The organism is Crossiella sp. NPDC003009 (assembly GCF_053591555.1).
Genome location: NZ_JBSFUA010000009.1, coordinates 187031 through 209034, shown reverse-complemented (window position 1 = coordinate 209034; position 22004 = coordinate 187031). Strand labels below are relative to the sequence as shown.

At 70.7% G+C, this 22004-nt stretch carries 19 protein-coding genes, 1 tRNA gene and 1 riboswitch; of the genes, 6 read left to right on the top strand and 14 right to left on the bottom strand.

The genetic code is table 11. The features are described 5' to 3' along the window. Positions 1-84: 84 nt before the first annotated feature. The gene (locus tag ACWDY5_RS13435; protein WP_449722483.1) at positions 85-1497 is read left to right on the top strand and encodes a M14 family zinc carboxypeptidase; all 1413 of its coding nucleotides are present in this window, start codon (positions 85-87) and stop codon (positions 1495-1497) included. 70 nt (positions 1498-1567) lie between these two features. On the opposite strand, the gene ACWDY5_RS13430 is transcribed toward ACWDY5_RS13435, so the two are convergent. The 10 genes from ACWDY5_RS13430 to ACWDY5_RS13385 all read right to left on the bottom strand — a co-directional run bounded on the left by ACWDY5_RS13430 (position 1568) and on the right by ACWDY5_RS13385 (position 9098). After that, entirely contained in the window at positions 1568-2611 is a 1044-nt protein-coding gene (locus tag ACWDY5_RS13430) for a saccharopine dehydrogenase family protein (protein ID WP_449722482.1), read from the bottom strand. Between the two features lie 215 nt (positions 2612-2826). Next, complete coding sequence (locus ACWDY5_RS13425; RefSeq protein WP_449722481.1) at positions 2827-3606, bottom strand: ESX secretion-associated protein EspG; 780 nt, start codon at positions 3604-3606, stop codon at positions 2827-2829. A 2-nt stretch (positions 3607-3608) separates the two neighbouring features. Further along, positions 3609-4886, bottom strand: coding sequence for a hypothetical protein (locus ACWDY5_RS13420; protein WP_449722480.1), 1278 nt, complete (start codon positions 4884-4886; stop codon positions 3609-3611). Beyond that, positions 4886-5440, bottom strand: coding sequence for a DUF3558 domain-containing protein (locus ACWDY5_RS13415; RefSeq protein WP_449722529.1), 555 nt, complete (start codon positions 5438-5440; stop codon positions 4886-4888). Before ACWDY5_RS13415 ends, ACWDY5_RS13420 begins: the two co-directional genes overlap by 1 nt. Before the next feature lie 56 nt (positions 5441-5496). Further along, entirely contained in the window at positions 5497-5862 is a 366-nt protein-coding gene (locus ACWDY5_RS13410) for a hypothetical protein (RefSeq protein ID WP_449722479.1), read from the bottom strand. 242 nt (positions 5863-6104) lie between these two features. Next, on the bottom strand, positions 6105-7181 hold the full coding sequence (locus ACWDY5_RS13405; protein ID WP_449722478.1) for a hypothetical protein: 1077 nt from the start codon (positions 7179-7181) through the stop codon (positions 6105-6107). A 26-nt stretch (positions 7182-7207) separates the two neighbouring features. Further along, positions 7208-7420 (bottom strand): hypothetical protein, encoded by a 213-nt coding sequence (locus ACWDY5_RS13400; protein WP_449722477.1) that lies wholly within the window; start codon positions 7418-7420, stop codon positions 7208-7210. Positions 7421-8003: 583 nt separating this feature from the next. Next, positions 8004-8078: transfer RNA gene (locus ACWDY5_RS13395), tRNA-Val, on the bottom strand. Between the two features lie 48 nt (positions 8079-8126). Then, entirely contained in the window at positions 8127-8591 is a 465-nt protein-coding gene (locus tag ACWDY5_RS13390) for a peroxiredoxin (protein WP_252481900.1), read from the bottom strand. Positions 8592-8666: 75 nt separating this feature from the next. Next, positions 8667-9098 (bottom strand): DUF3052 domain-containing protein, encoded by a 432-nt coding sequence (locus tag ACWDY5_RS13385; RefSeq protein ID WP_252481899.1) that lies wholly within the window; start codon positions 9096-9098, stop codon positions 8667-8669. Between the two features lie 332 nt (positions 9099-9430). Here ACWDY5_RS13385 and aceE point away from each other — a divergent pair, with 332 nt between their 5' ends. Beyond that, a complete protein-coding gene (aceE, locus tag ACWDY5_RS13380) occupies positions 9431-12199 on the top strand; it encodes a pyruvate dehydrogenase (acetyl-transferring), homodimeric type (protein ID WP_449722476.1) in 2769 nt (922 codons plus the stop codon). Positions 12200-12284: 85 nt separating this feature from the next. Here the strand turns inward: aceE and ACWDY5_RS13375 are convergent, their stop codons facing one another. Both ACWDY5_RS13375 and ACWDY5_RS13370 read right to left on the bottom strand, forming a co-directional pair. Then, complete coding sequence (locus ACWDY5_RS13375; protein ID WP_449722475.1) at positions 12285-13538, bottom strand: M14 family metallopeptidase; 1254 nt, start codon at positions 13536-13538, stop codon at positions 12285-12287. 60 nt (positions 13539-13598) lie between these two features. Then, positions 13599-14234 (bottom strand): nicotinamide mononucleotide transporter family protein, encoded by a 636-nt coding sequence (locus ACWDY5_RS13370; RefSeq protein WP_449722474.1) that lies wholly within the window; start codon positions 14232-14234, stop codon positions 13599-13601. 95 nt (positions 14235-14329) lie between these two features. Continuing rightward, positions 14330-14458: riboswitch (FMN riboswitch) on the bottom strand. A gap of 104 nt (positions 14459-14562) precedes the next feature. Here ACWDY5_RS13370 and ACWDY5_RS13365 point away from each other — a divergent pair. Beyond that, positions 14563-15825, top strand: coding sequence for a phytase (locus ACWDY5_RS13365; RefSeq protein WP_449722473.1), 1263 nt, complete (start codon positions 14563-14565; stop codon positions 15823-15825). A gap of 1 nt (position 15826) precedes the next feature. Here the strand turns inward: ACWDY5_RS13365 and ACWDY5_RS13360 are convergent, their stop codons facing one another. Next, the gene (locus ACWDY5_RS13360; RefSeq protein WP_449722472.1) at positions 15827-16606 is read right to left on the bottom strand and encodes a mechanosensitive ion channel family protein; all 780 of its coding nucleotides are present in this window, start codon (positions 16604-16606) and stop codon (positions 15827-15829) included. A 218-nt stretch (positions 16607-16824) separates the two neighbouring features. After that, entirely contained in the window at positions 16825-18465 is a 1641-nt protein-coding gene (locus ACWDY5_RS13355; RefSeq protein ID WP_449722471.1) for an alpha/beta fold hydrolase, read from the bottom strand. Between the two features lie 188 nt (positions 18466-18653). Here ACWDY5_RS13355 and ACWDY5_RS13350 point away from each other — a divergent pair, with 188 nt between their 5' ends. The 3 genes from ACWDY5_RS13350 to ACWDY5_RS13340 all read left to right on the top strand — a co-directional run bounded on the left by ACWDY5_RS13350 (position 18654) and on the right by ACWDY5_RS13340 (position 21964). Next, positions 18654-19859 carry a PucR family transcriptional regulator gene (locus tag ACWDY5_RS13350; protein WP_449722470.1) on the top strand — a complete coding sequence of 402 codons (1206 nt, stop codon included), beginning with the start codon at positions 18654-18656 and terminating at the stop codon, positions 19857-19859. Positions 19860-20090: 231 nt separating this feature from the next. Beyond that, positions 20091-20978 (top strand): ACP S-malonyltransferase, encoded by an 888-nt coding sequence (locus tag ACWDY5_RS13345; protein ID WP_449722528.1) that lies wholly within the window; start codon positions 20091-20093, stop codon positions 20976-20978. A gap of 20 nt (positions 20979-20998) precedes the next feature. Next, positions 20999-21964 carry a beta-ketoacyl-ACP synthase III gene (locus ACWDY5_RS13340; protein WP_449722527.1) on the top strand — a complete coding sequence of 322 codons (966 nt, stop codon included), beginning with the start codon at positions 20999-21001 and terminating at the stop codon, positions 21962-21964. The last annotated feature ends 40 nt before the right edge of the window (positions 21965-22004 follow it).

Sequence of the window (22004 nt, the reverse complement as noted above, 5' to 3'; positions counted from 1 at the left end):
GCGCGCGTCCTAGCGTCCAGACCCAACTGCCGCATCCACCCTGCTGCGCGCAGTGCATCTCGGCGAAAATGCGAGAGGACGGACATGTCCGTATCACGGCGGATCCCCATCGCGGGCGTGGTGGCCGCGCTGGCGACCAGCGCCCTGTTGTTGTTCCAGCAGACCGGGGCCCCTGCGCCCGAACCAGCCGCCAAGGCCGACAGCGCCCAGGCCGAGCAGAAGCAGGCCATGTTCGTCTACCGCGTCGTGGACGCGGTCAAGGACTCCGAGCGCCTCATCCAGGTCGGCTCGGACGTGCTGGAGCAGCGCGACGGCGACGACTTGTTCGTGCTCGGCAACGCCGAGGAGGCGAGCCGCCTGGCCAAGGCCGGGTTCAGCACCAAGGTCGAGTCGGTCATGGCGCCCGCGCCGTGGACCGCGCCCAAGCCGCACAACAACAGCGAGCCGCTGGGCGCCAACGACATCAACGAGACCTACTACGGCGGCTACCGCACCGTCCGGGCGCACCACTCGCACCTGGACAAGGTGCTCGCCGACTACCCCGCGCTGTCCACCGGCGTGACCTACGGGCAGTCCTGGCGCAAGAGCACCGGCAAGCCCAACGGCTACGACCTGCGCGCCATCTGCCTGACCAAGAAGCAGGCCGGGGACTGCGCGCTGAACACCAGCGCGCCGAAGCCCCGCTTCTTCCTGATGGCCCAGATCCACGCCCGCGAGATCACCACCGGTGACATGGCCTGGCGGTGGATCGACCACCTGACCCAGGGCTACGGCAAGGACGCCGAGGTCACCAAGCTGATGGACACCACCGAGATGTGGGTCGTCCCGATCACCAACCCGGACGGCGTGGACATCGTCCAGCAGGGCGGCAGCTCGCCGCGCCTGCAGCGCAAGAACGCCAACAACACCAACGGCTCCTGCGGCACCGGCGGCCAGATCGGCATCGACCTCAACCGCAACGCCAACTCCCACTACGGCCAGGCCGGCACCTCGACCAACCCGTGTGCCGAGACCTACCGCGGCCCGCGCGCGGACTCCGAGATCGAGCTGAACTCGCTGCAGTCGCTGTTCACCAAGCTCTACCCGGACAAGCGCGGCGACGGTGACACCACCCCGGCGGCCAAGGACACCAAGGGCCTGATGATCACCTTCCACAGCTACACCAACGGGATCATCTTCCCCTGGGCGCACCGGGCCAACACCTACACCGGCAACGACGCCAGCCTGCGCCGGATGGCCAAGGACATGGCCGGCATCACCGGCTACACCTACGGCACCGCGCCGCAGGTCGTCGGCTACGCCGCCTCCGGTGGCACCGAGGACTGGCTCTACGACAAGCTCGGCGTGCCCGGTTTCACCTTCGAGATCGGCCCGGCCAGCGGCACCTGCGGTGGCTTCCTGCCGCCGTACTCCTGCCAGACCAGCACCTTCTGGCCGAAGATCAAGCCGGCCCTGATGTACGCCGCCAAGCAGGCCGCGGCGCCGTACGCCAGCTGACCCGCTCCACGGGAAACCGGGGCGCCCCGCATCTCCACGCGGGGCGCCCCGGCCCGTGTTGGAGAGCAGGTCAGCCCACCTGGACCTCGTGCACCTGCACGCCGGTCAGCGAGCGCACGAAGCTGGCGCCGAAGGCCGAGGACGGCGTGTGCGCCCCGCCGGCCACCTCGCCGGTGCGGATCCGCTGCACCGCGCGCACCACCGCGTCCGCGGTCAGCTCGTAGCCCTCCGGCGCGGTCAGGGTGCGGCTCACCGTGCGCCCCGCGGCGTCCCGCACCTGGCCCCACACCTCGGAGCTGGCCACGGCCCGCTCCGCCTCGGTCGGCCCGGCGACCCGGTTGGCCAGCGCGGTCAGTCCCTTGCGCACCAACGAGTTGCGGAACACCGGCAGCACGTACCGCTGCGCCTTGAACAGCGGGGCGGGCACGCCGAGCGCGGCGTAGACCACGATGTTGGGGATGCCGGTGGAGCGGTAGGCGGTGCTCACATCGCCCCACGGGATGGAGATGACCTCGCGGCGCTTGCTCGGGAAGTCCACCGAGCGCACCCGCCACCCCGGCGGCACCGGCCGGATCAGCCCGTTGATCCGGGCCCTGCCGCCGAGCCCCAGCGACTCCACCGTGGTGCGCAGCGTGCCGGCACTGGCGCTGGCCATCCCGGCGAAGGCGAGCTCCAGGTGCGTGGCGCCGGGCAGGTCCGCGGCCAGCATCGCGGCCAGGCAGTCGGTGGGCACCACGTCGAACCCGGCGCCCGGCAGCAGCACCACCCCGGCCCGCTCGGCCTCGGCGGAGCGCTGCGCGATCTGCTCGAACACCGCGATCTCACCGGTGATGTCCAGGTAGTTGACCTTGGCGTCCAGGCAGGCCCGCACCATCGGCGCGGCGGTGGCCGAGAACGGTCCCGCGCAGTGCGCCACGGTGTCCACCCCGTCCAGGTGGCCGGCAAGCCGCTCGTCCAGCCCGAACACCCGGTACGGCAGCCCGAGCCGCTCGGCCAGCGGGACCACCTTCTCGGCGGCCCGGCCCGCGAGCACCGGCGTCTCGCCGCGGCGCACCGCCAGCTCCGCGATCAGCTGCCCGGTGTAGCCGTTGGCCCCGTACACCATCCACGTCATGCCCAGCAGCATGCCCAATTCGAACGGGAGTTACCAGGGGGTAGCCACGCCACTGCCCAAAAGACCTGCCGCGGCCCGGACGGGTGAGGGGACGCCCGTCCGGGCCGCGTGCAGGGTTTCGCCAGTTGGTCCGTGTGCCCCGCGGCGCCAGTGGGACATACGGACCGGAGCCTCATGACGCCTCAACGGATGTGACCTGGGAAACATCCCACCGCTCAGTTCGGCGTGCTGGCCACCAGCTCGGTGAACCGCTCCACCAGCTGCGCCCGCCCACCGGGCGCGACCACGCCCCAGCCGACCCCGTCGCCGCGACTGGGCAGGTAGGTGACGTACCGCCCGCCCGCCACGTCGAAGTAGTCCACTGGCGAGGGCGTGACCTGCCGCCGCCCGTGCCGGTCCCGCCCGGCGGCCCGGAACTGCCCGGCGCCCAGCCGGGGCTCGGCGAACAGCCGCCGCACCCTGGCCAGCTCCGCGCTCCGCCCGGCGGCGGAACCCGCGGTTTCCAGGTAGCCGTCACCGGACTGGCCGCGGCCGCCGCCGTTGAGGTCCTCCAGCGGCACCGAGTAGGTCGGTATCCGCAGCGGCTGGGCCTCCGGCAGCACCCCGGCCACCGCCGAGGCCAGCTCCCTGGCGTCGATCGGCTGCAGGTGCAGCTGTTCCCCGGTGAGCACCGCCAGCAGCGCGTCCCGGCCGCTGGCCACCGCCAGCACGGACTGGGTCGGCGCGTCCGGCTCCGGCGTGAACCAGCCGTAGAGCTCCCGGTGCGCCCGCACGATGAGGTGCATGGCCGCCTTCAGGTCCGGGTGCACCTGCCGCCCGTCGAACAGCCCGGCCCGCATCAGCTCCTCGATCGCGGGCCGCCCCAGCTCCAGTCGCTCGGCCATGGTCGCCCCTGGTGAGGGCGTGAGCAGCGCGTTGTGTTTGTCCCCGATCTCCTCTGCTTCCCAGACCAGGTCGTAGGCGAGCGCGGACAACGTGACAGCGGAACGCAACATCACTACTCGCCGATCACCGGCGGAGCCACGGACCGGTTGTCCCCGAAGATGTCCTCGGTCTCCATCAGGAACGAGGCCCGCTCGTGCTCCTCGTCCTCCTCCTTGCGCCCGGCCCCGGCACCGCCCATGGGCATCCCGCCCATCCCCGGCGCCCCAGCCCGCCCGGCGCCACCGGCCCCAGCGGGCCCGAACCCGCCACCAGCCCGGCCAACCCCGGCACTCCCCCCGGCCCCAGGCCCACCGGCGGCCCCACCACCAGCGCCACCGAACCCACCACCGAAGGCACCCCCGGCGAACCCACCACCGGCACCGCCACCGAAGCCGCCACCGCCGCCAGTCCCGCCGCCGGTGCCGCCACCCCCTGGCATCACCGGAACGTCATTGGACGCGTACCCAGCGGTCCCGGTCTGATCCCGAGGCGGCTCGATCGGCCCCGGCACCACACCGATCGGCACCTCACCGGTCCCCCCACCACCGGTCCCGCCACCACCGGCACCGCCACCAGCACCACCACCGGCGCCACCGCCGTAGCCACCCCCGCCGCCACCGCCGCCGAACTGCCCGTAACCGCCGCCCTGCCCGCCTTGGAAGCCACCGCCGCCCCCACCTGGACCACCGGGCCCCCCGGGACCCCCAGGACCACCCGGGCCGCCGGGACCGCCCGGCTTGACCACCGAGACATCACCGCTGACCTCCGGCGGCGTCATCCAGGTCGGCAACGACTGCACGTTGCCGTCGGTGCGCACGCCATACCCGGCATAAACCCGCTGATTGTCCCCGGTCGCGGCCTTGAACTTCTCGATCTCGGCGTCAAGATTGGTGGAGAACGGGTACAGCTTGTTCGCCAGGTTGTTCTGCGGCGGATCCGTCGGCACCGGCTTCAACTGGTTCTTGCACCCGAACCAGTCATTGCCCTGCTGACCAACGGCCTTCGAAGTCGCCCCGGCCATCGCCTTGGCATGATCGGCGAACGCGGCCAGCGGACTGAACTGCTGCCGCGCCGCATCCGCCGCCTTGCCCTCCCACACCCCGTGCGAGTCCCGGATAACCTTCTCCACCAGGCCCCGAACCTCGTCATACTGCTTGCCGACCTTGTCCCAGGTCTGCTGAATGGGCGAGATCCCCGGCCCAGGCCCCTTGCCTTCCTGGAACCACTTGTAGATCTGATCCCCGCGAATACCTTCCGGCCGCGGCGTGTCAATGGACCACATACTGGCCCCGGCCGCGCCCCCGGCGCCGACCAAAGCCCCAATCCCGATGACCAGCAATGGAATTGGCATCAGTTTCCCCCCTTCAACGTGGCGACCACCATCTCGCCGATTCGGCCGGCCGGCCGGCAGGCATTGGCGTAGTCCGCCGCGCCCAGTGACAACCGGACGTCCACCGCGACCGTGGTCTTCTGCGCGGTGCCGATCTCCAGTACGCACACACCCTTGTCCCGCACATCGGCATCCATCGCGACGACCGCGGGCTGACCGGCCACCTGCACCGGCTCCCACACCCTGAACTCCGACTTGCGACCGTAAAGCTGGGCCAGCCCCCCGAGCTGATTGTTCACCGTCACCGAGAAGTGGTTCTTCGCCGGAGTGCCGCTGGCCTGCCACCTGCACGAGGGCCCGAGCGGGCTCTCGCGCACGTCACCGCGCACTCCGCCCGCGACGTCCTTGGCCTGCTCAGTGGTGAGCATGCCGCACGGGCTTGACGCGAACCGGTTGGTGTCCAGATCAGGTGAGGGCACCGTGGGCGCGTCGCTCGCCATCAAACTGGAGGTGGGTGCGCTCGCCGATGTGGTGGTCGTGCCCGGCCCGGGCCCACCACCGCATCCGGTCAGCACTACCCCCGCGACCGCACCAATCGCAACCAGCACACGAGTCCCTCGACGGGTCACAGTCAGCCCCCTGGCTTCAGCTTGTTCTTGTTGGCGCCCTCAGTCCCGGCGTACTGGTCCCGGGCGGCGGTCAACTTCTGAATCATCGTATCGAGGGCAGCCGCATAGGCCTGGTTGGCTTTGGTATGCGTGCCATCGCGTTCGGCAGTAGTGCGCTCGATGATCTGACGGATAGCCCCCCGGCTGTAGTCCTCATCGCTGGGCGGGTTGGCCATCCTTGTGGTCTCCGCCGCCAACTGGCCGATCTCCTCAACCTTGGTCTTGGCCTCCGTCAGCCCCTTGATCAGGTTGTCCAGCTGCGCCACATCGACCGTGAACTTCGTGCCCCCGCCGAAGTCGATCGTCGCCTTCGCATCGCGAGGCCCCATGGCAAATCCCCCCGTCCCCTGGCAAATCTCCCCAAGGGACAGTAACGCGATCACAGCGACGTCACGACCGCTTCACCACTGATCCACACGTATTCGCGATCACATCACCCGAATGGCGGCTATCAGTTCCGGAGACAGTACGGGCCGAACCCGCAATAGGGGCTCTGGCCAGCGAAAATCTCCGTTTCTTTGCCAGCAGGACACGTGCTGGGGCCGGCCCGCCTGGAGCCGGCCCCAGCGGCTCACCACCTCATCGAGAGCACCAGCACGGCGAGCAGGATCCCGGCCAGCAGGCCGCCCAGGCCCCACAGCACGTTGGCGAGCGTGGGCCGGGAGCGCACCGGGCGCGTCACGGGCAGCCGCGCAGGCGGGCCGGCGGCCGGTGGCGCGGTGGTGGCCGGCTCCATTGGCGTGGACGGCCCGCCGCCGCGTTCGAGCATCCCCGGGTGCCGGGGCGGCGGTGGCAGGCCTGGCGGGTGCTGGTCGGTCTCCGCCGGGTCCGCTGCCACGATCTCGCCGGCGGGGAGCTGGGCCAGGGTCTGGCGGACGGTGATCCAGTCGTCGATCAGCGGTGGTGGGGCGCCGAAGGCGGTCAGCATGCCCATCAGGTGCTGGTCCTTGGGCAGCCTCAGGTCCTTGGGGGACTTCGCCGGGACGCAGTGGCTGCGGATGGTGGTGAAGGCCACGGGGTAGCCGGCGACCGTGGCCCGCAACTCCAGGTCCCGGAAGCTCACCCCGACCGCCTTCTTGATCGCCATCATGGCCGCGCGGAACTGCTCGACGCTGCGCACGGACTCCGGCCGCGGCCAGGTGGCGACGTTGGTCCTGGGCTCCATCGGCGGGGCGATCCGGCCGCTGAGCCTGCGCACCTCGGCGACCCTGGACCGGATCGCCTCGGCCTGCTCGGTCTCGGCGTCCAGGCGAGGCGCGGGCGCGCTGAAGTTGTCCGGGTGCTCGATGTCCTTCCGGTAGTTGCGCAGGTACAGGGCCTCGAACTCGGCCTCGATCTTCGCCAGTCCGGTCCCGGCCTGATCCGGTGCGCCCGCCGGTTCCGCGCTGCCGCGGAACAGGTCGCCGACCTGCCGGCGGAGCGCGTCCTCGTCCGGCACCAGGTCGAAGTAGGCCTCCAGCACTCGCCAGGTCGGCGCGGCCACGCCGAACTCGATGTCGTCGATGATCTGGACCGAGGTGTCGGCGAAGTCGGCGACCACGCCGGTGTCGACCTGGGCCCGGCTGCGCACTCGTTGAAGCAGCAACCCCAGCTCACGGGAGCCGATGGGTTGCGCCTGCCCGCCATTCGGGGTGGCGTTGTTCGTCATCTCGGGTACGGATCTTTCTGTCCTGGTCAGCGCCGGGGGGAAACCGTGGCCGGGTCGGGTCCGAACCGCTGGGCCAGCTCGGCGCACAGCCCGCCGAGCGCGATCACGATGGTCGCCGCGGTGACCGGCGTGGCGCCGAGCGCCGAGAGCACCGAGGTGCCGGCCAGGGCGATCAGCCAGGCCAGCAGGCCCAGCGGCGGCGTCGGGGCGGGCCACGGGACTGGCAGTGGTGCGATCATGATCGAATTACTCCTTTCCGGCGCATGCAACATGCGCTGTACGCATTGCGGACAGCAATGCGTGATCTTGGGAACCGCTACCCCGGGGTGCGCTCTCGGGAGCGGACACCTAGCTCCCCGGGGTCTCGCAGTAGTCGTCATCATGGCCGAATTCCGGCGTTCCGCCATCCAATACCGGGCATTTCTTGCCACTCAGGCAAGAGGACCACCCGAATGCCGGATACCAAACACGGTAGCCGCGCAAGCACTCGCAAGCATCACCAGATCGGGTGTTTACGCAGGTCAAGCGGCCCGTCAGCAGAATGAACAAAGACGAACGTGCAGCGATGTTCAGCACAAGCCGCACGAAACAGGTTCGGCTGCGCCGAGTTGCCGCCCCGGCACGACGAGCGGTCCGCCACCCAATCAGCGGAGCGCCGCTGCATTAGTTGATGGTTGGACAAGCATTGCCAATACGTCAACGAGAACTGGCGGATGAATCCACCGGGATTCCGCGCGCGGACCGGCAGACAAGAACAGGCCCGGGTCTCGTGACGACTGACGTCACGTGACCCGGGCCTGTCCGGCGCCGAGCGGTGCTACCTGGTGGGCACAGTTGGGTTCGAACCAACGACCCCTCGCTTGTAAGGCGAGTGCTCTCCCACTGAGCTATGCGCCCCCGCAGCGCCCCGAGCGTACCGCCCGGGGCGCTGCGCGATCTTGCGGTTCAGCTGGCCAGCTCGGTCAGCGCCTTCTTCCACGCGGACTGGTCACGGGCTTCGCCGGGGCCGTTGACCTCGGCGAAGCGGACGATGCCGTCCTTGTCGATCAGGAAGGTGCCGCGGACGGCGAAGCCGGCGGTGTCGTTGAAGACGCCGTAGGACTTGGCGACCTCGCCGTGCGGCCAGAAGTCGGACAGCAGCGGGAAGGTGTAGCCCTCCTGCGCCGCCCACGCCTTGAGGCTGAACGGGGTGTCCACGGACACACCGATCACCTGCACGGCGTCGTTCTGGTAGTCGCCGATCTCGTCCCGGACCTGGCACAGCTCACCGGTGCAGATGCCGCTGAACGCGAAGGGGTAGAACACGAGCAGGACGTTCTTCTCGCCGCGGAACGAGGAGAGGGTGACCTTCTCCTTGTTGCTGTCCGGCAGCGTGAAGTCCGGGGCCTGCGTACCGACCTCGATCGTCATCGAGCACTCTCCTGGGAGTCTGGCTGGCTTCAGCGAGCCAGCCTAGACCCTCAGGGAGAACTCACAGACTTGGTCTCAGCGCTTGGGCTTCCCGGCCCGAGCGCCGACCAGCCGGGTGGCCGTCCAGCCCTCCGACACCGACAGTGTCGAGGTGACGGACAGTCCCGCCGTGCTGGACGCGTCGCCGACGTCACTCGGCTCCACGTAGCCCGGCTTTCCGGTCTTGGGTGTCAGCAGCCAGATCACGCCCTCGTCGGCGAGTGGTGTGATGGCGTCGACGAGGTCGTCGGTGAGATCACCGTCACCCTCTCGCCACCAGTACAGCACCACGTCGATGACTTCCTGCGCGTCCTCGTCGAGGAGTTCGCCTCCACAGCGCTCCTCCACGGCGGCGCGGATGTCGTCATCGACATCCTCGTCCCAGCCGAGTTCCTGGACCACCATGTCCGGCTCAATACCGAGCCTCTCGGCGACGCCGACCTTTTCAGCGCCTTCCGCGGCGACCACGAGTGTCACTCCTCCAACTACGCGAGTGCGGCAAGCCCAACGGCCGCCGCACTGGTGTGTCCAACCGATCCCGGCTAGCGAACACTGCGAGTGGCCACCTGCGCAACTGCACGAGGCGGGACACGCCGGAATGGCTTCCCAACTGGCGGCATCTGGCTGCCCTCGATCGGACTATTGACAGTTACCGACCGGTAGCGGTGACGCGCGTGCGCGCACGCGTAAGGATGGGGGACGATGACACGGCAGCGCCAACGCGTGGGATGCTCAACTGACACCGCGTGGCCGAGAAAGGCTGCCCCGAAACTGACGACGAAGCATGGCGAGGAGAACCCTTGGCCCCGCAGAACACCGGCGCCGGCACCCCTGAGCGGGTGCGCGTCATCCGCGACGGGCTGGCCGCCCACCTGCCGGACATCGATCCGGAGGAGACCGCCGAGTGGCTGGAGTCCTTCGACGCCGTCCTCGCCGGGGCCGGTCAGCAGCGCGCCCGGTACCTGATGCTCCGGCTGCTGGAACGTGCTCGCGAGAGCCACGTCGGCGTACCCTCGCTGACCAGCACCGACTACGTGAACACCATCCCCACCGAGCGGGAGCCCTGGTTCCCCGGCGACGAGGAGACCGAGCGCCGCTACCGGGCCTTCATCCGCTGGAACGCCGCGGTGATGGTGCACCGCGCCCAGCGGCCCGGCGTCGGTGTCGGTGGTCACATCTCCACCTACGCCTCCTCCGCCGCGCTCTACGAGGTCGGCTTCAACTGGTTCTTCCGTGGCAAGGACCACCCCGGCGGCGGCGACCAGCTCTTCATCCAGGGCCACGCCTCCCCCGGCATCTACGCCCGCGCCTTCCTGGAAGGCAGGCTCTCCGCCGAGCAGCTGGACGGCTTCCGGCAGGAGTTGTCGCACGCCGGGCCGGGCGGCGGCCTGCCGTCCTACCCGCACCCGCGGCTGATGCCGAACTTCTGGGAGTTCCCGACGGTGTCCATGGGCCTCGGCCCGATGAACGCCATCTACCAGGCCCGGTTCAACCGGTACATGCACGACCGCGGGCTGGCCGACACCTCGCAGCAGCGGGTGTGGGCCTTCCTCGGCGACGGCGAGATGGACGAGCCGGAGTCGCGTGGCCTGATCCACGTCGCGGCCTCCGAAGGCCTGGACAACCTGACCTTCGTGATCAACTGCAACCTGCAGCGCCTGGACGGGCCGGTGCGCGGCAACGGCAAGATCATCCAGGAGCTGGAGTCGTTCTTCCGCGGCGCGGGCTGGAACGTGATCAAGGTCGTCTGGGGCCGGGAGTGGGACACGCTGCTGCACGCCGACCGCGACGGCGCCCTGGTCAACCTGATGAACACCACGCCGGACGGCGACTTCCAGACCTACAAGGCCAACGACGGCGCCTACGTGCGTGAGCACTTCTTCGGCCGCGACCCGCGGACCAAGGAGCTGGTCACCCCCTACAGCGACCAGGACATCTGGAACCTCAAGCGCGGCGGGCACGACTACCGCAAGGTGTACGCGGCCTACAAGGCGGCCACCGAGCACCACGGCCAGCCCACGGTCATCCTGGCCAAGACCATCAAGGGCTACGGCCTGGGCCCGCAGTTCGAGGCGCGCAACGCCACGCACCAGATGAAGAAGCTCACCCTCGACGACCTGAAGCGCTTCCGCGACACCCAGCGGATCCCGATCACCGACGCCGAGCTCGACCGCGACCCGTACCTGCCGCCGTACTACCACCCCGGCAAGGACTCCGCGGAGATCCAGTACCTGCTGGACCGCCGTCGTCAGCTGGGTGGTTCGGCGCCCGCCCGCCGGGTCAAGGACAAGCCGCTGGTGCTGCCGGGCGACAAGGTCTACGAGGTCATCCAGCGCGGGTCCGGCAAGCAGGAGGTGGCCACCACCATGGCCTTCGTCCGGCTGGTCAAGGACCTGGCGAAGGACCCGGAGATCGGCCCCCGGCTCGTCCCGATCATCCCGGACGAGGCGCGGACCTTCGGCATGGACTCCATGTTCCCGACGCAGAAGATCTACAACCCGCACGGTCAGCTGTACACCTCGGTGGACGCCAAGCTGATGCTCGCCTACAAGGAGAGCGAGAAGGGCCAGATCCTGCACGAGGGGATCAACGAGGCCGGGTCGACCGCCTCGTTCACCGCGGCGGGCACCTCCTACGCCACGCACGGCGAGCCGATGATCCCGATCTACATCTTCTACTCGATGTTCGGGTTCCAGCGCACCGGCGACGGCCTGTGGGCGGCGGCGGACCAGATGGCCCGCGGCTTCGTGCTCGGCGCCACCGCCGGTCGCACCACGCTCACCGGTGAGGGCCTGCAGCACAACGACGGGCACTCGCAGCTGCTGGCCTACACCAACCCCGCGGTGGTGTCCTACGACCCGGCCTACGGGTACGAGGTGGCGCACATCGTCAAGGACGGTCTGCGCCGGATGTACGGGGAGAACTCCGAGGACATCTTCTACTACCTCACCGTCTACAACGACCCGTACGTCCAGCCCGCGCAGCCCGCGGACCTGGACGTGGACGGCCTGCTCCGCGGCCTGTACCGCGTCAAGCGGGCCGAGGGCCAGGGCGGGCTGCGGGCCCAGGTGCTGGCCTCCGGTGTGGCGCTGCCCTGGGCGATGCGCGCGCAGGAGCTGCTGGCCCAGGACTGGGGCGTGCACGCCGATGTGTGGTCGGCCACCTCGTGGTCGGAGCTGCGCCGCGAGGCGGTGGCGATCGAGCGGGAGAACCTGCTGCACCCCGAGCAGACTCCCCGGGTGCCGTACATCACCCAGGCGCTGGCCGAGGGCGAAGGCCCCGTGGTAGCGGTGTCGGACTGGATGCGCGCGGTGCCGGACCTGATCCGGCCGTGGGTGCCCACCGACATGCTGACCCTGGGCACCGACGGGTTCGGTTTCTCCGACACCCGCCCGGCCGCCCGCCGCCACTTCCTGGTCGACGCCGAGTCGATCACGGTGGCCACGCTGGCCGCGCTGGCCAAGCGCGGTGAGGTGGAGCGGTCGGCGGTCGCCGAGGCGGCGCGCAAGTACCGCATCGACGACGTGCAGGCCGCCGGTCCGCAGACCTCGGACCCCGGTTCCGCCTGAACGAACGCGAAAAAGGGGCTCCCCGGTGCTGCCGGGGAGCCCCTTCGCGTGGGGACGGGCGCGGCCAGACGGGCCGCGGGTCGGCTCAGATGCAGTGCGGCGCGGGCACGGCCTTGACCAGGCCGTAGTCCGCGCGCGGGTCCAGCAGCAGCGGGACCAGCTTCCCGGCTTCCTGGTGGCGCGGCACGATCCGGCCGCCGGGCACCGGCACCGAGAAGATGCCGTGCAGGCCCAGCACCTCGCGGTGCGCGGCGAACTGCTCGGTGGTCAGCTTGTACCCGCAGGCCGGGTTCCGCTCCACGTCCTCGGGCTTGGCCGCCTCGTTGTCCGCGCCGCCGAAGTAGACCGGGCCCTGACCGAGCACCGCGGACAGCCTGCTCTTGGCCACCGCGAGCTGGATCGGCGCCCAGCGGTCGGCGACCAGCTTGACCGTGCCCGCGACGGCGGCCAGCTGGCCCTGCACCCGGCGGCGCTGGTTGAGCGCGGGATCGGCGGCCTCGGCCGGATCCTTGGCGTCGACCTTGGTCTCCAGCAGCATGCCGACCGCGTGCTTGAGGCCCGCGGTGTTGCGCAGGATGCGCTCCTGGCCGTCACCGGCGACCTGGCGGATCGGCTTGCCGGTGACCGGGTCGGTCCAGATGCCGTACTCGCCGGTGCTCTGGCCGGCCCGCTCCACGTGCGGCTTGGCGTAGTCCTTGGACAGCGCGACCGACTCCTCGTGCAGGTGGCCGTCCACGTTGAGGTTGCGGGACCACAGGTACAGCACGTCCTTGTCGTAGACCTTGGGCGTGGCGCCGTACTCGTGCAGGTCGTGGATGACCTCCGGCCGGTAGTCCTTGATCACCTTGGCCAGTGCCTTCGCCTCCGGTGAGACCAGCAGCAGGTGGTCGCGGTTGATGTCCACGCCCTTGGCGTTGGTGCGGGTGTCCGCGGCCCGGCCATCCGGGTTGGCGGTGGGCACGAACAGGTACCGCACCTTGGGGTCCGCGCGCTGGAAGGCCAGGTCGCGCAGCTTGCTCAGGCAGCCCTCGCGGCCGGAGGGCTCGTCGCCGTGCTGGGAGCAGATGAACAGCACGGTGCTGATGGCGTGCGCGGGGCCGATCCGGACCAGGTTGATCGGGCGGCCCTGCACGGTCTCGCCGATGCGGGAGACGGTGGTGTGGCGGCTGGCCTTGTCCACGGCGGTCAGGAAGACCTGCTCCTCGTCCAGGCCGGTCCAGCTGGCGCCGTTGGTCTGCTCGAAGCCGGTGCGCGGCGGGGCGGGCGCCGCGGTCGCGGCGGGTGTGACGAGGCCAAGGGCGGCTGTGGTCAGCGCGGCCAGGGCGATGAGTCGACGCACGTGACTCCTCGGTGGGTTCGGGTGAGGCCCCCAGTGAGCCCCGGCCCGAACCCATCACCGTCACCTGGCCGTGTCAACCGTCATTCGTTGCCGGGCGGCGGCCGCGGTGCGGTTCCAGTCCCGCCAGCCGCGGATCACCAGCACCGCGAACACGATGTAGACCAGCGCGGAGAACCACAGCCCGGACATCAGCTGCAAGGGCACGCCGACCGCGTCCACGGCCAGCCACACCAGCCAGAACTCGACCAGCCCGTAGGCCTGCGCGCCGTAGGCGACCAGGGTGCCGATGAAGATCCACGCGTCCGGCCACGGCGCCCAGGAGGCGTCCAGCGCGTCCAGCAGCAGCGCGAACCCGGTGGTGCCGACCAGCATCAGGCCGAGTATCACCAGGCGTTCGGTGGTGGTGGCCGCGCGCACCGCGACGCCGAAGACCGGGTCGCGGCGGCGGGTCCAGGCCCACCAGCCGTAGAGCGCGATGGCCAGCACCGCGACCTGCCGGGTGGCCAGGCCGCCGAGCTGGGCGGAGAGGTAGACGCTGAACAGCAGCACCGCGGTGACGATCTGCACCGGCCAGGTCCACAGGGTGCGGCGCTGGGCCAGGAAGACCACGGCCAGCGCGCCCAGTTGGCCGATCAGCTCGGCGTAGGCGACCCGTTGGCCGAAGAACTCGAACCCGTGGTCCATCAGGAACCGCATCTGCCTCTCCCCACAGTCCAGGCCCCGGGCCTGTTTCTGGGAACGGCGACGCGACACCGGCGTGCGGACTCAGACGTCAGCGCACGCGGGCGCGCGTGCGCTGCCTCCCATCCGGACTGTCACCGTCGGCCACGGAATTTCACCGTGTCAACCGCCGGCTGGCTGCCGGCGGGTCGCGGGCTTTCACCGCCGGTTCGGATTTTCACCGACCCCGGAGCGCACGACACTTCTGCTCTGGCCAACACTGTCCTCCCCCACCGCTATTCCGCCCAGGGGATAGTGACCTGAAAGACTGTTCGCGTTCACCTGCGACCGCCAGGGTTGAGCCATGCGCAACCTGCTGGTCCCCCCAGTTGTCGCCCTGCTCGTGCTCGGCTTGCCCGGCCTCGCGAACGCCAGGCCCGGCACCGTCGTCCCCGCCGCCCAGACCCCGCCGTTCGTCGACGACGCCAGCGGCGTCCCGGCCAACGCCAACGCCGACGACCCGGCGATCTGGACGCACCCGTCCCGGCGGGAGCACAGCGTGGTGCTCGGCACGCTCAAGGAGGGCGGCCTGGCCGTCTTCGACCTCGCCGGCAAGCAGTTGCAGCTGGTGGCCGCGCCACCGCCGCCGCAGGCCGGGGCCGCGCCCGGCCGGTTCAACAACGTGGACGTGCTGGGCGATCTGGCCTTCGTCAGCGACCGCGGCCGGGACCGGGTGCGGGTGTACCGGGTCGACCCGCGCGGCGCGGCGGCCGGGCAGCGGGTGCTCACCGACGTGACCGCGCCGGAGACGCCGAGGGTGTTCAGCGCGACCGAGGCCGAGGTGGACGAGCAGCGCACCGCCTACGGCCTGGCCGCGGGCACCGACCGGGGCGTCCCGCTGGTGGTGGCCAGCCGCCGCCACGAGACCCGGCTGGCCCTGCTCACCCCGGTGCGCACCGCGGCGGGGGTCAGCGTCCGCCAGCTGTCCACTGTGGACATCCCGGCGAGCTTCCGGCTGCCCGGCGGCAAGACCTGGACGCCCTGCGCCGAGCCGGGTGAGCGGCCGCAGCTGGAGGGCATGGTGATCGACTCCCGGCACCGGGTGCTCTACGCCGCCCAGGAGGATGTCGGCATCTGGCGGATCCCGTTGTCCGCCAAGGGCTTTGGCCAGCCGGAGCTGATCGACCGGGTGCGTGAGTTCGGGGTGCCCGCGAAGTACGACGAGCAGACCGAGGAGTGCGTGCCGGACGGCCCCGACCCCGGCTTCGGCGGCAAGTGGCTGACCGCGGACGCCGAGGGGCTGACCATCGCCGACGCCGGGGACGGCACGGGGCAGCTGGTCGCCTCCAGCCAGGGCGACTCGCGGTTCGTGGTCTACGACCGGGTCAAGCCCGGCAAGGTGCTCGGCACGTTCCGGGTGCGCGAGGGGCACGGGCGGGACTCGGTGGAGCACTCCGACGGGGCGGCCGTGGTGACCACGCCGCTGCCCGGATATCCCGCCGGGCTGCTCGTGGTGCACGACGGAGAGCGGAAACCGGCGGCCACCGATCCCTCTGGCGAGGAACTGGAGACCACCGGTTTCGCTTACCTGAGCTGGAAAGACGTGCTGGCGTCGCTGGAGCGCTGAGCTACTGCGCGGGCGGCATCGGCGGGATCGGCGTCCCGGCGGGCGGGGTCGGGTCGTTGTTCGGCGGCGGCCCCGGCGGCGTTGAGGTGCCCGGCGCGGGAGCGGGGTTGCGGCCTGCCGCGGCCTCGCTCTCGATCCGGCTCAGCCAGCGGCCCCAGCGCTCCTGCATCGGCTGGATCAGGCCGCCGCCGACACCGACCACCAGGATGCCGCCGACCGTGGCCAGCACCGTGATGAGCACCGGCAGGGTGACCGCGGTGGCGATGCCGAGCTGGTTCAGCGCCGCGATCACACCCAGCGCCAGGATGAAGACGTAGGTGATGCCGCGCAGCAGCGGGGTGAACGGGCGAGCGCCGAGCGCGGCGCTCACCATGTCCCGCACCACCCTGGCGATGGCCGCGGCCACCAGCAGCAGCACGATCGCCACGACGATCCGCGGCAGGTAGCTGACGATGTCAGTGAGCAGCTGGCTCACCGCGTTGCCGGTGCCGAAGGCGCTGAAGGCCAGTTGCAGTGCGATCAGCAGGACGAAGTAGTAGACGAGCTTGACGATGATCTCGGCGGCGTCCACCCGCTGGCTGGCCAGCAGCGAGCCCACGCCCGCCTTGTCGGCCAGCCGGTTGAAGCCGGTCTTGCGCAGCAGCAACGAGACCACCTTGGCCAGCGCCTTGGCGATCAGCCAGCCGACCAACAGGATCAGCAAGAAGCCGAAGAGCTTCGGCACAAATGTCGCCACCATGGACCACGCGTCCGCGAGTCCCCGGCGTAGTTCGCCTCCCACGACTTCCTCCTCAATCCGCGACGGCTTGTCGCTACCGGAGTTGATCGTGGGCTGGTTGGCCTAAACCAGCAAGGCACCACACAGACCCGATAGGAGTAATGGACTGGCCCGAACGGCCCTGACCGTCCACAGTAGAACTACCGGTGGGGACCGGAGGGATGAGAAGGCCCGGCGCGAGCGCCGGGCCTTCTCCTTTTTTTCGTTGTCTCAGCGATGAATCAGAACGGCAGGTTGGTCACCTTGTTGGCCACCGCGGCCGCGCGCACCTTCTCCGCCAGCGCGGACGGCGGGGTGGGCGCGGACCGGCGGGACCGCGCGGACTCGGTGTCGGCGGGCACGTCCGGACGCGGGGTGCCCGCGCAGATCACCCGGCTCGGCGGCAGCACGCCGTCGACCAGGTACCGGTTCACGTGCTCGTCCACACAGGTGTTGCCGCCCAGCGCGTACAGGCCGTGGCGGCCCTCGTCGGCCACCGAGATCAGGTGGTTCTCCAGCCGCTCGGCCATGGCCGGGCCGCCGTCGTAGTGGGTCTGGGTGTCGCCGTCGGCCTGGATCACCAGGCCGGTCTGGTAGCCCTTGCGCTTGAGCTTGACCGGCTGCTCCGGCGGGGTGAAGGAGCGGAAGGTGCAGGTGCGCGGCGCGGCACGGCCGACGCCGAGGCCGTAGGGGTAGCGGTCCCGGAACTCGCGCATGTCCTGGTAGTAGGTGTTGAGGTCACCCGGCCAGTCCGCCTCGCAGGTCACCGTGTCGAACACGCCGGCCCGCAGCTGGGCCAGGCCCAGCGCGGCCAGTTCCTTGCCCGCCTTGACCGCCTCGGCGAACTCGGCGGAGCCCGGCTGGAAGTCCCGGAAGTACTTCACGTCCTCGGCCAGGAACTCCCAGTTGAACCGGTACCGCGCGCCGCCGCCCATGCCCGCGTCGAACTGGGTGCGGTCGAAGCCGTCCACCGGCTTGGCGTGCAGCTTGGCCGCCACCTGCTCGACCGTGGCCAGCACCTCGGCCTTGGTCTTGCCGATGCCGAAGCGGTTGTTGCGCTGCCCGGCCCACTCGGCCCACAGGTCCACGTTCTCCCGGAAGGCCACCGACTGGCGCTTGAACTGCTCCCGCCAGATCCACTCCGGGTGCACCGCGGAGTCCAGCACGCTGCGGTCCAGCTGCTTGGGGAACAGGCTGCCGTAGACCGCGCCGAGGTAGGTGCCGTAGGAGTAGCCGACGTAGTTGAGCTTCTTCTCCCCCAGCACGCCGCGGATGACGTCCATGTCGCGGGCGGTGTTGGGCGTGTTGACGTGCTTGCGCAGCGCGCCACCGGCCTTGCGGCAGGCTTCCTCGCTCTGCCGGGCGCTGGCCGCCCAGGCCGGGAAGTCCTTGTCCTCCGGGCGCGAGTTCAGCTTGTGCAGGTCGGTGGTGACCTCGCAGCTGAGCAGGGTGGACTCGTTGACCCCGCGCGGGTCGAAGCCGATCAGGTCGTAGACCTCGGTCAGCGGGGTGCCGTAGAAGTAGGTCGGCATGGCCAGGCCGCTGCCGCCGGGACCGCCGGGGTTGGTCAGCAGGATGCCGCGCCGCTTGGCCGGGTCGCTGGCCTTGAGCCTGCTCACCGACAGCGAGATCCGCTCCTGCTTGGGCTTGCGGTAGTCCAGCGGCACCACCAGGGTGGCGCAGTCCAGCCCGGTGTTGAACTTGCACGGCTGCCAGTTCGGGACCTGGCCGTAGAACTCCTTGAGCGCGGCCGGGCTGGCCGTCTCGGCCGCGTCGGCCGCCGAGGTCGCGGTCACGACCTGGGTGCCGAGCAGACCGAGCAGCGCCAGCGTCAGCGCGGCCGCTCGCGACCACCTGCCGCGGATGGCGGTTGTGCTACGCACAGTGGAACCTCCTGCATCGCCTGTGCCCCTTTCGGGCGAGCAGCTCGTTCCTACCGACGGGTGAGCAGGGAAAACAGGGCGAACTGGCCGCACATTAATCTGGGATTTTCCCCGTATAGAAGGTCCCCCGACTGTGGTAACGCTCAGCGTGCGCCTGAGTACCGGCCGGACGTGGGATTCTGGGCGGCATGAGCACCGAGGCCGGGCCGGGCACGCATCCGCCGGAGTTGTCGCCGGCCACCCTGCGCGGGCTGGAGCGCGCCTCCGGCGACCTGGCCGCGGCCAGCATCGCCGCGATGGACTCCCAGCTGCCCTGGTTCCGCCGGATGCCCGCCGACCAGCGGGCCAGCGTGCTGCTGGTGATCCAGACCGGCGCGGCCAACTTCGTGGAGTGGCTGCGCGACCCCCGGCAGGCCATCCGGCTGACCGCGGAGGCCTTCCGCGCCGCGCCGCGCGACATCTCCCGCTGGGTCAGCCTGCGGCAGACCGTGGAGCTGGTCCGGATCGCCATCGACCAGCTGGAGCAGCAGCTGCCGATACTGGGCAGGGACACCGCGGAGCGGAGCTGGCTGACCGAGGCGGTGCTGCGCTACGGCCGGGAGATCGCCTTCGCCGCGGCCACCTCCTACGCCGCCGCGGCCGAGGCCCGTGGCGCCTGGGACGCCCGGCTGGAAGCGCTGATGGTGGACGGCATCGTGCGTGGCGACGCCGAGGAGTCGCTGCTGTCGCGGGCCGCCGCGCTCGGCTGGGACCTGGCCGCCGAGGCCACCGTGCTGGTCGGCAACCCGGCCAGCGACGACCCGCCCGCGGTGGTCTTCGACGTGCGCAGCCGGGCCGCTCGCACCGGGCGCGCGGTGCTGCTCGGCGTGCAGGGCTCCCGGCTGGTGGTGGTGCTCGGCGGGCCGGTGGCCGGGTCCACCGGGCACGACGTGCTGGCCAAGATGGCCGAGGCCTTCGGCGACGGGCCGGTGGTGGCCGGGCCGACCGTGCCCAGCCTGGCCGAGGCGCACCACAGCGCGGCCGACGCCATCTCCGGGCTGCGCGCGGTGGTCGGCTGGCCCGCCGCGCCGCGGCCGGTGCGCTCCGGCGAGCTGCTGCCCGAGCGCGCGCTGGCCGGGGACCCGGAGGCGGAACGGCAGCTGGTGGAACGGGTGGTGCGGCCGCTGGTGGAGGCGGGCGGCTCACTGCTGGAGACGGTGGAGGCCTATCTGGAGGCCGGTGGCGTGCTGGAGAGCTGCGCGCGGACGTTGTTCGTGCACTCCAACACGGTGCGGTACCGGCTGCGCCGGGTGGCCGAGATCACCGGGCACACCGCCACCGACCCGAGGGACGCGCTGGTGCTGCGGGTCGCCCTGGCGGTCGGGCGGCTGGCCAGGGCTCGCGGGCTCTGGTGATCCCGGTCTCACCACTCACCCGTTCGGTCTAGCCAGCGGGCGGAGTTCCTAGGGCTGACCACAATGAAACAGACATATGCGGGGCTGTTTTTGCTCACCGCTTGTAGACACTCCACAAACAGAGCCCCCGAACTTAGTTCCCGGCGGCATGCCAGCGAACCCCCTGGAGCGTGTTCAGTTACCGACGTGATCGCGCTCCTCGCTCCCGGACAGGGCTCGCAGTCCCCCGGCATGTTCAGCCCATGGCTCGAACTGCCCGGCGCTGCCGAGCGGCTGTCCCACTGGTCCGAGCTGACCGGGCTGGACCTGGTCCGCCTCGGCACCACGGCGAGCGCCGAGGAGATCAAGGACACGTCGGTGACCCAGCCACTGGTGGTGGCTCTGGCGCTGCTGGCGTACGAAGAGTTGGCCCGCCGGGTCGAGTTGCCCACCGACGTCCCGGTTGCCGGCCACTCGGTCGGTGAGCTCGCCGCCGCAGCAGTTGGTGGCGTGCTCACCGCCGATGACGCCGTCGCGCTGGCCGCGGTGCGCGGGGCCGAGATGGCCGCCGCGTGCGCGCTCGAACCGACCGGCATGGTCGCCGTGATGGGCGGCGTGGAGACCGAGGTCCTCGCGCGGATCGAGGAGCTCGGCCTGGTTCCCGCCAACCGCAACGGCGCCGGGCAGATCGTGGCGGCGGGCAGCCTGGCCGGGCTGGACAAGCTGCTCGCGGACGCGCCCGAGCGGGCGCGGGTCAAGGCGCTGCCCGTGGCGGGCGCCTTCCACACCCACTACATGGCCCCCGCGGCCGAGGCGCTGCGCGCCCGCGCCGCGTCGGTGGCGGTGAACAACGTCACGCGCCCCTTGTTGTCCAACGCCGAAGGCGCTGTGCTCCCTGTGGGCACCGACGGTGCCGAAGTGCTTGGCCGGCTGGTCACCCAGGTGACCTCGCCGGTGCGTTGGGACGCCTGCATGACCACCCTCGGCACTCAGGGGGTCACCGCGGTCGTCGAGCTGCCTCCGGCCGGGACGCTGAGCGGACTGGTCAAGCGGGAGCTTCCCGACCTGACGCGGCTCCCCCTGAAGTCCCCGGCCGACCTCGACAAGGCGGCCGACCTGTTCGCCGGTGGTGCGGCGTGAGCAACGAGGAGCGACCAACGATGCAGCTGGCCCCCGGCCCGGTCGGCACGAGGATCATCGGACTAGGCAGCCACCAGGGCGACCGCGTGGTGACCAACGACGACATCGCGAAGCTGGTGGACACCTCCGACGAGTGGATCCAGAGCCGGGTCGGTATCAAGACCCGCAGGCTCGCCCGCGAGGACCAGTCGCTGACCGACATGGCGGTCGAGGCCGGCAAGAAGGCCGTCGCGAACTCCGGGCTGGACCCCGATGACATCGACACGGTCATCATCGCCACCTGCACCATGCCCAGCACCATCCCCAACGCCGCGGCCCAGGTCGCCGCGCGGATCGGGGTCGGCAGGGCGGGCGCCTTCGACGTGAACGCGGCCTGCGCGGGCTTCTGCTACGCCATGGCCACCGCCTCGGACCTGGTCCGCGGCGGCTCCTCCCGGTACGCGCTGGTGATCGGCGCCGAGCGCTTCACCGACTGGGTGGACTGGACCGACCGCTCGACCTGCATCATCTTCGCCGACGGCGCGGGCGCCGCGGTGATCGGACCCTCGGACGAGCCCGCCATCGGGCCGGTGGCCTGGGAGAGCGCGGGCGGCCTCGCCGAGATGATCGGCGTGACCCCGCAGCGCTACCTCTACCAGGAGGGCCAGTCGGTCTTCCGCTGGGCGACCACGGAGAACTGGCCGGTGGCCGAGCGCGCGGTGGAGCTGGCCGGGCTCAAGCTCTCCGACATCGACGCGCTGGTGCCGCACCAGGCGAACCTGCGCATCGTGGAGTCGATCGCCAAGGAGCTGCGCGGCCGGGGTGCCCGCGAGGACCTGGTGGTCGCCCGTGACATCGTCACCAGTGGCAACACCTCCTCCGCCTCGATCCCGATCGCGCTGGACCACATGCGCGAGGCCGGCGAGATCAAGAGTGGCGATGTGCTGCTGCTCATCGGTTTCGGCGCCGGGCTGGTCTCGGCCGGACAGGTGGTCATCTGCCCCTGAGCGCGGGGGCGGGCGCACAACAGACTCCGGGACGGCCGTT